The sequence below is a fragment of the Streptomyces sp. 796.1 genome, assembly GCF_047525675.1.
Classification (GTDB): domain Bacteria; phylum Actinomycetota; class Actinomycetes; order Streptomycetales; family Streptomycetaceae; genus Streptomyces.
This window is the reverse complement of sequence record NZ_JBLIWA010000048.1, coordinates 105,784-114,710: the sequence shown is the minus strand read 5'-3', so window position 1 is coordinate 114,710 and position 8,927 is coordinate 105,784. Positions and strand designations below refer to the sequence as shown.

5 protein-coding genes are annotated in these 8,927 nt (G+C 74.5%); 3 read left to right on the top strand and 2 right to left on the bottom strand.

Features of this window, described 5'->3' with window-relative positions; genetic code table 11:
• Window positions 1-32: 32 nt before the first annotated feature.
• Window positions 33-1,979 (bottom strand): protein kinase domain-containing protein, encoded by a 1,947-nt coding sequence (locus tag ACMA1D_RS27850; RefSeq protein ID WP_414726751.1) that lies wholly within the window; start codon window positions 1,977-1,979, stop codon window positions 33-35.
• Window positions 1,980-3,047: 1,068 nt separating this feature from the next.
• Here ACMA1D_RS27850 and ACMA1D_RS27845 point away from each other — a divergent pair.
• From ACMA1D_RS27845 to ACMA1D_RS27835, 3 genes are all read left to right on the top strand, one after another.
• Complete coding sequence (locus ACMA1D_RS27845) at window positions 3,048-4,427, top strand: aspartate aminotransferase family protein (protein ID WP_414726750.1); 1,380 nt, start codon at window positions 3,048-3,050, stop codon at window positions 4,425-4,427.
• A gap of 359 nt (window positions 4,428-4,786) precedes the next feature.
• Complete coding sequence (locus ACMA1D_RS27840; RefSeq protein ID WP_414726749.1) at window positions 4,787-5,506, top strand: GntR family transcriptional regulator; 720 nt, start codon at window positions 4,787-4,789, stop codon at window positions 5,504-5,506.
• A gap of 249 nt (window positions 5,507-5,755) precedes the next feature.
• A complete protein-coding gene (locus tag ACMA1D_RS27835; RefSeq protein ID WP_349996796.1) occupies window positions 5,756-6,406 on the top strand; it encodes a hypothetical protein in 651 nt (216 codons plus the stop codon).
• Between the two features lie 319 nt (window positions 6,407-6,725).
• On the opposite strand, the gene ACMA1D_RS27830 is transcribed toward ACMA1D_RS27835, so the two are convergent.
• Window positions 6,726-7,388 carry an SLATT domain-containing protein gene (locus tag ACMA1D_RS27830; protein ID WP_414726754.1) on the bottom strand — a complete coding sequence of 221 codons (663 nt, stop codon included), beginning with the start codon at window positions 7,386-7,388 and terminating at the stop codon, window positions 6,726-6,728.
• Window positions 7,389-8,927: the final 1,539 nt, after the last annotated feature.

Below are 8,927 nucleotides of genomic sequence, written 5' to 3'. Positions count from 1 at the left end.
GTGCCACGCACCGCACGGCGCCGGGGCGCACGTCAGCGGGCGGGCCCGTACGGCGCGCCGTAGCCACCCGGCGCGGCCGGCGCCGGCTGGCCGGCCCCGGCGACGCGGCGCTCCTGCATGGCGGACAGCTTGAGCACGAGGGCGATGGCGGCGATCGCGCACGGGATGGACACCGCGTCCCGCAGGCAGGACCAGACGACGGAGTCCTCGTACTCGCCGTAGGTCTCCGCGTCGCCGAACACCGACAGGCTGACCGTGCTGGTCACCAGCATCGCCAGGTACAGCACCCACCAGGTGTTGAGCAGCCCGCGGGCCGGGCCGGGGCGTCCCGGGTAGCCGGCCTGGGGCAGCGGGGCGCTGGAGTCCCAGACGTCGTTGGCGAGCTGCTTGGGGAACCAGAACTGCACCACCGGGATGAACCACGCCCCGGCCGCCATCCCGGAGCCGTACCGCTGCCGGCCGGGCGCAAGCACCTGCGCGTTGACGTACGTACGGCGGAACCACACCACCCACAGCACGGTCATCGGGATGAAGACCAGTGCCCAGAAGGCGTCGATGGTCTCGGTGATGTTCTCGCCGTCCTTGACGTCCGCTGCGGTGGCCACGTCGTCGAAGTAGTCCTGGTACGTGCCGTACAGCCGGATGCTGAAGATCAGGTCGAGCACCAGCAGCACCAGCCCGATGGAGAACAGCACCACGGTCGTGTTGGCGAGGCCGCGCGGCGAGCGCCAGAAGGCAGGCGGGCGGTAGCCGACGCCGACGGTGGTGCCGTACGCCGGGGCCAGCCCGGTGTGCTGCGGCACCATGCCGGTGTGGGCGCCGGGCGGGGTCGGGTGCGGGGTGTGCGGCAGGCCGCCGGCCAGCGGCCCGCCGGATATCGGGGGGCCGGGCGTTATGGGCGCCGACGGGTGCTGCGGCGGGCCGAACTGGGTGCCGGCCGGCGGCGGTGTGCCCGGGCCGCCCGCGGCCCCCGGCACCGGGGTGCCGGGCGCGCCGAGCGGCGCGAAGCCCACGCTGGTCTGCGGCATCTCCGCTTCGAGGAGCCGCAGCGCGTCCCGACCGAGCCGGGCCAGCAGTGCGCCGGGCAGCCAGGGCCCCGCGTCGCCGCCGGTGACCTGGCCGGCGCCGGAACGGCCGGCCGCGGCGTCCGCGGCGGCATCGGGCGCGCCGCCGGTGAGGGCGAGCACCTGGTCCACGGTGAACCGGCTGGCCGGGTCCTTGGTGAGACAGCCGTCCACCAGCTCCCGTAGCCCCTCCGGCAGCCCGACCAGGTCCGGCGCCTCCTGCGCCACCCGGTACATCAGCGCGTGCACGCCGCTGTCGGTGGTGCCGAACGGGGAGCGCCCGGTGGCCGCGAAGGCCAGCACCGAGCCGAGGCAGAACAGGTCGCTCGCGGTGGTGATCTGCTCGCCGCGCACCTGCTCGGGGGACATGAAGCCGGGCGAGCCGACGACCGCGCCGGTCATGGTCAGGCCGGGTTCGCCGACCGGGTCCAGGGCGCGGGCGATGCCGAAGTCGATGACGCGCGGCCCGTCGATGGTGACCAGCACGTTGGACGGCTTGAGGTCGCGGTGGATCAGCCCGGCGCCGTGGATGTCGCGCAGCGCGAGCGCGAGGCCGCGGGCGAGGGCGCGCACCGAGTGCTCGGGCAGCGGGCCGTGGTCCTCGGCGATCACCTGGTGCAGCGAGGGCCCGCCGATGTAGCCGGTGGCGACCCAGGGGGTGGCGGCCTCGGTGTCGGCGTCGAGCACCGGCGCGGTCCACTCGCCGCCGACCCGCTGCGCCGCCCGCACCTCCGCCTGGAACCTGCGTCTGAAGTCGGCTTGACCCGCCAGCTCGCCCCGGACGAGCTTGACCGCGACGGTCCGGCCGCGCGCCGAGCGGGCCAGGTAGACCCGCCCCATGCCGCCCTCGCCCAGCCTGCTGAGCAGGCGGTACTCGCCGATCCAGCGAGGATCGTCGGCCCCCAGGTCTTCCATGCTGTTGTGGCTCCTGCCCCTTGTGTCGCCTCTGTTGCCGCTTCAGTTGCTGCTACTGATGCTGTTGTTGCTCGTGCTCGTGTTGCTGTTCCTGCTGTTCCTGCTGTTGTTTCTGTTCTCTGCCGCCGTGCCGCGCGGGGTGCGCCCCGTGCCGCGTACTGCGGGTGGTGCGTGTGCTGTGCCGTCGTACGGATGGTGCTCGTGGTGCGTGCCTGCGGTACGGGTGACGTCGTCGTACGCGCGGTGGTTGCTGTCCGCGCGATGGTGCGCCGTGGTCGGGCGGCGCGCCGGCGTGGTGTCCCGGCGCCCGTGGTGGCGGTGGTGGCCGGTGGGCGCGCTGGTGGCGCCCGCCAGCGCCGGCCGGGCCCGCGGATGCGTGCCGGTGGTGGCGGTGATGGCGGTGATGTCCGTGTGCCGAACGCGGCGCCGGTCGCCGGGTGCTGGCGATGGACCGGTCGGCCGCCGGCGATGCTCCCCCTGTCCTGCTCCCCCGTCCCTGCGCCCCGCAGAGAGGTCTCCCCCGTCCCGAGGAGAATAAGGGGCGTACGACGAAAAGCAGCCCGCGCCTCGCCCCGGAAAAAGCGGCAGGCAGCTTCTGGCCTCGACCGGGCAGGGTTATGGCACACGCCGCCCCGGAAACCGGCGGGTAACCCACCCTCATCCCCACCTGATCCGCCCCCGCCCCCACTTGAGCCGCCGCCGTCCCGCCCGACCGGCCGCCACTCCGTCACCCGGCCGTCCCGTTCCCGGCACTCTGTCCGGGCGTACGGCGAGCGGCAGACACAGTGCCGGTACCCGACGACCCGCGGCCTCCCTAACCTGAGGGTGCCGGCCGCAACCGGCTGGCGCGCTCCCTCCCGCCGTGGCCGACCGTCCATCCGCGCCGGTCGGCGGCCGGGCGGGTGCGGGCGCCCCGTACCGTACGAGCGTCGGGCGCAGGTCGGCCGGCCGGTGGGGTGCTCGCGCGAGCGGCGCCGGCACCGGTGCCGGGCGAACCGCCCGGCCGGCAGCGGGCCCGCCCGTACCGCCCCACCGTCCACCGAGCCGCGAGTGATTGAGGTACTGACCGTGTCCACGAACTCTGCGTACTCCGCACCTGCACCCGACCCCGCCACCGGCGCCGCGGTCAAGGCGACCGACCGCGCGCACGTCTTCCACTCCTGGTCGGCGCAGGCCCTGATCGACCCGGCGGCCATCGCCGGCGGCCAGGGCTCGTACTTCTGGGACTACGACGGCAACCGCTACCTGGACTTCTCCTCGCAGTTGGTCAACACCAACATCGGCCACCAGCACCCCAAGGTCGTCGCCGCCATCCAGGAGCAGGCCGCGAAGATGTGCACCATCGCGCCCGGCTTCGCGGTGGACGTACGGGCCGAGGCGGCCCGGCTGATCGCCGAGCGCACGCCCGGCGACCTGGACAAGATCTTCTTCACCAACGGCGGCGCGGAGGCGGTGGAGAACGCGGTCCGGATGGCGCGGGTGCACACCGGGCGGCCCAAGGTCCTCTCCGCGTACCGCTCCTACCACGGCGCCACCAACGCGGCGATCAACCTCACCGGCGACCCGCGGCGCTGGGCCTCGGACAGCGCGTCGGCCGGCGTGGTGCACTTCTGGTCGCCGTTCCTCTACCGCTCGCCGTTCCACGCCGAGACCGAGGAGCAGGAGTGCGAGCGCGCGCTGCGCCACCTCGAAGACACCATCGCCTTCGAGGGTCCGCAGACCATCGCCGCGATCATCCTGGAGTCGGTGCCCGGCACGGCCGGCATCATGCCGCCGCCGCCCGGTTACCTGGCCGGCGTCCGGGAGATCTGTGACCGGCACGGCATCGTCTTCGTCCTGGACGAGGTGATGGCGGGCTTCGGGCGCACCGGCCGCTGGTTCGCGCTCGACCACTGGGACGCCCGCCCCGACCTGGTCACCTTCGCCAAGGGCGTCAACTCCGGCTACGTGCCGATCGGCGGCGTGGCCATCTCCGCGGAGATCGCGGCCACCTTCGACGAGCGGCCCTACCCGGGCGGCCTGACCTATTCCGGCCACCCGCTGGCCTGCGCCTCCATCGTCGCCACGCTGCACACGATGGCGGACGAGGGCATCGTGGAGAACGCCGCCACCATCGGTGAGCAGGTCCTCGGCCCCGGCCTGCGGGAGTTGGCCGAGCGGCACCCGTCGGTCGGCGAGGTGCGCGGGCTCGGCGTGTTCTGGGCGGTCGAGCTGGTGCGCGACCGGAAGACCCGGGAACCGCTGGTGCCGTACAACGCGAGCGGGGCGGCCAACCAGCCGATGGCGGAGTTCGCGGCGGCGGCCAAGCGGGCCGGGCTGTGGCCCGCGGTGAACATGAACCGCACCCACGTGGTGCCGCCCTGCACCATCTCCGAGTCGGAGGCCAAGGACGGCCTCGCGATCCTGGACGAGGCGCTCACCGCGGCGGACGCGCACGTCACGGGCTGACCGCGGGGTTGACCGCGGGGCTGACCGCCGGGCTCCGGCGGACTGGCCCCCGGGCAGGACTTCGGGCAGAACGGGGCGCTGGGCGGGCAGCTTGAAGGGCCGGACGGGCAGGACGCCGGGCAGGACCCCGGGCAGAACGACGGGCGGTACGCGGAGCGGAACGTAACCTTCCCCACATCCGCGTACGGAGTTCTCTGCCGGACCGCCCTCCTCGGGCCAGAGCACTGCACTCCGTGCAACACCTCCACACTCCGCGCAACGGCCCTCGCATATCGTGATGCGGGGGCCGCTCGCTTGTTCGCCGGCTCGTGCGCCGGCGGACCCCCAGGGTTGCGCGCGGCGTGGAAGGAGAACGACCCATGTCCGGCACCAGCCAGGTCAAGCGCAGCACGCTGCGGCAGCAGATAGCCGACGCGCTGCGCGACGAGGTGCTGGCCGGACGGTTGCCGGCGGGGCAGCAGTTCACGGTCAAGGAGATGGCCGACCAGTACGGGGTCTCCGCGACGCCGGTCCGCGAGGCGCTGCTCGACCTGTGCGCCCAGGGCCTGCTGGACGTGGAGGAACACCGCGGCTACCGGGTCCACGAGTTCACCTTCGGCGACTACCGGGACATGGTCGAGGCGCGCACGCTGATCGTGGAGGGCATGTTCCGGCGCTCGGCCGAGACCGCGCTCGACGCCGCGACGCCGCAGGTCCTGGCCTCGGTACGGCGCCGCGCCGAGGCCGCCCAACGCGCCGCGCTCACCGGCGACCTGGACATCCTGATCGGCTACGACCTGCGGTTCTGGCGCGAGCTGAGCGGCCTGGTGGGCAACTCGTACATCTCCGACATACTGGAGCGGGTCCGGGTGCAGAGCTGGGTGTTCAGCGTGCCGCACCTGCGCCGCCTGCCCGACCTGCGCGGCCTGCTGTGGGCCGAGCACTGCGCGCTGGTCGAGGCGATCACCCGGCGCGACGTCAGGGCGGCCGAGGCCATCGTGACCGCGTACAACGCGCACAGCATCGCCCTCATCGGCTCCTTGCCGGCACCGCCGGAGGGGGCGGGGGCGGCTGGGGCGCCGGGACCGTCCGAAGGGTGAGGGCGGGGGCGCCGGCGAAACGCCTCAAGGAAGGTGGGGCTGGGGCGCCGGGAGCAGTCGAAGGGTGCGGGCGCCCCGCACGCCCCGCCCAAGGGCGTCGTCCCAACGGTGCCGTCCCAAGGGTGTCGTTTCTGCACCGGCCGCGGGCGTCGCGGGGGCGGGCTCGTACCGTTCCCTGTCGAGCCCCTTCGCGCAGCGCTGGCCGGGTATTACGCTGGCCCGACCGCCCGCCAACGAGAGTGAGTACACGTGGCATGTGACCTCTGGCTGGTTCCCCTCGTCGACGTGCTCTGCCATAGCCCGGACAACCCGTTCGCGGAGGAGATCGCCGCGTACGACAGGGCGCTCGGCGAGGCCGGGCTGCCCCCGGTGCCCGTCTTCGGCTACACCCCCGGCCTCTCCGGCGCCGTGGCCCCGATCGCCGGGTTCGACTACGACGCCCTGCACTACCTGCGCCGCGCCTACCTGCTGCGGGTCTGCGGACTTGAGGTCACCCCGGTCGGCGAACTCGGCGGTGACTACGAGCAGTTGCTGGAGATGTTCGAGACCACGGCGCAACAGTCCCACCTGGTCTGGCACTACGACCACGCCGGCGCCTACGTCCCCGTCGACTTCGCCGCCCCGCTCTCCAACGACGGCCTCCTCGAAGGCGGTGGCCCGCTCGGTTCCAGCCACGGCCTGCTGCGCGAACTCCAGGAGGTCGGCCCGGCCCTGGGCATCGACCCGGCCAACCCGCCGGCACCGCCCGCCCCGCCGGTCCGCCCCACCGACTTGGAGGAGCCCGCGGCCCCGATCCCGTACGAGGACAGCCCGTTCGCCCGCGAGCGGCACGTCTGGCTCTCCCTGTACGCCGCCGCGACCCGCAGCCTGGGCCAAGGCTCCATGATCGTCTTTAGCTGATTCCGCAGGGCTTTGTGGGGCTGCGTGCGGGCTCGTGCGTTCTGGTACGGCTTCGCCCTGGAGTGGTCCCGTACGACCCCGTACGGCCGTGTGCATCCTCATGTGGCCGTCTATGACCGGCGTCGCCGCTCCGCAGGACCGCGAACGTCCCCGCACGACTGCAAACGCTCCCGCGCGACCCCGTGCGCGCGTGTAGGTCGGCGGCTGGCGGCGTACCGCCCGCCGCCTGCTGACCCGTCGTCCCGCCCGGTGGACCCCTCCGGGCGGGACGACGGGCCGCGCCGGCCCGCGGTGCGGCCCCGAACTGCCGGTGCGCCGGCTAGCGGGGGAAGTCCGGGGGGCGCTGCCGGGGCATGTTGGGGCGGGTGCCCGGGGGGATCAGCAGCCGGCTCGGCGGCGTGCTCGGCTCCGTACGGGCGCTCCACACCAGCGACTGGGTGCACAGCGGCACCGACCGCGTCCCGAACTCGACCATCCAGTCGGCCGTCTCGGTCCGCACCAGCTCGGTGACGTCCTCGGCGAACCGGCGCAGCACCGTCAGGCACCGCTCGGCCGCCTCGCTCGCGGTGCCCTCGGTGGGGCCGAGCACCTCGCGCACGTTCTCCACCGACCAGTCGAACTGGAGCGCCTCAAGCCGCCGGTGCACCGCCTGCGCCGTGGCCAGGTCCCGCATCCAGCCCGAGGTGAGGCCGAAGAACCGGTCGCAGGCCAGGCAGGCGACGGCGGCGAGCAGCGCGAGCACGCCCCAGGCCGCGCCGGTGCCCAGGGTGCGGGTCAGTTCCAGCAGCGGGAGCACGCCGCCCGCGGTCGCCGCGAGCACGGCCCCGGCGCGCAGGGTGCGCGCCCCGCGCCGCTTCCAGGCCCGGTCGGCCAGGTACCAGTCGGCCACCCGCAGCGCCCCCTCCTCGGCCCACCGGTACAACTCGTCGAGCCGCTCCGTCGGTTCGCCCCAGTCGCCGCGCGGAATGGGCCGGGCCGACAGGTCGGGGGGCCGCTCCGCGGTCCGCCGCCCGGCCCCGCGCCCGCCGCCGGCTCCCCGTCTGCCCCACCGGCCAACGCGCCCGCGCGCGTACGGGGATGCGGCTGGCTCCTGCCCGGGCGACTGCGCGCCGTGCTCGGCGCCCGCCCCGTCCTCCGGGCCGCCGGGGCTGTCGGGTCCACCGGGGTTGCCGGGGCCATCGGGTCCGTCCGGTCCACCGGGGTTGCCGGGGCCGTTCGGGCCGCCGGGGGCACCGGGGCCCGCTGGTGCGCCGGGGCCGCTGGGGCCGCCGGGCCCGTTGGGGCCACCGGGCCCGTTGGGTGCGCCGGGGCCGCTACCTGCCCCGCTCGCCCCACCCGGCGCATGGGCCCTGTCCGCCCCACACATTCCGTGCGCCCCACCTTCGCCGCACGGAAGCCCTTCGGGTCGCATCTCCGGCTGACTCACCCGTGAACTCCCTGCGTCCTGGCTGGCTCGGTGCTGACTGGCCCGCTGCGGCGCGGCGCCGCTGCTGCCCGCTCTCTGCGCTCTCGATGGCTGTGCCTCTTTTGTGCGGTCTCTGCCGGTTCATTACGGGATCTCGTGGTACTGGCGGTCGGGTGCGGGGCGGGTGGCGCGGGCTCGGCGGGTGTGGGGATGGGGTGTGGTGTGGATGCGGTGGGGGTGGCGGGTGTGTTGTGAGGGTGAGGGCGGGGGTGATCGTTCGTGGCTCGGGGTGGCCCGTGGTGGGTGGCTCGGGACCGTTGGTGACTGCTGTGCGATCGGTTGGTTATCGGTTCGCCTCTGTGGGTTGGTCGGTGTCGCGCGATGTCGTTTCCTGCCGTTTGGTGTCGCTCGGTGTCGCCTGACGCCCCTCGCCGGTGCGCCGTTGCCCGCCGCACGGGCGCCGTGGCCCGTACGTACCGGGTGCGTACGCGCCGTGGCCCGTACGCGCCGTGGCCCGTCGTGCTCGGCCCGTGCGTGCCGTGGGCCGCCCGCCTGACGGCCCCGCCGCGCACTACGCCGCACCACACGCCCCGCGTGCGCCGTCCCGGCCGCCGTGCCGTGCCGCGGCTGGTGATGCCGCTGGGTGTCGCTGCTGCGCGCCGGTCCGTACGAGGCCGACGCCATGGCCGCGGTGGTGGTCGGGCGGCCGGAGCGGTGGGCTCCGTTCGGCCCCCCGAGCCGCGCGCGGCGGGCGGCCGTGGCGGTCGGTCCGGCCGTCGGGCCGCCCGATCGGGGCGGCGCGCGGCCAGGTCCGGGAGTGGCGCGCAGTCATCTTCCTACCGCCGAACGGCTGGCATTGCGCCCAGGATCGGGGAATATCACCCCAGAATCGGGCTAGAAGTGGCTTTGCGTTGGATATAGGGCCGGACCTCTCTCACCCGAAAGAGTGCCCCCACCCCACGGGCCCCGGCCCGGGCCCGTCCACCGGCCCCTCGCGGGGTGCACGCCGGCGGCCCGCCGCCGAGGCTCCTGCTGCCGCGCCGTAGGGCTCGGTACGCCGTGCACCGTACGGCGCGCCCTCGCGCGCGTGCCCACGTGCGCTGCCGTCGCGACGGC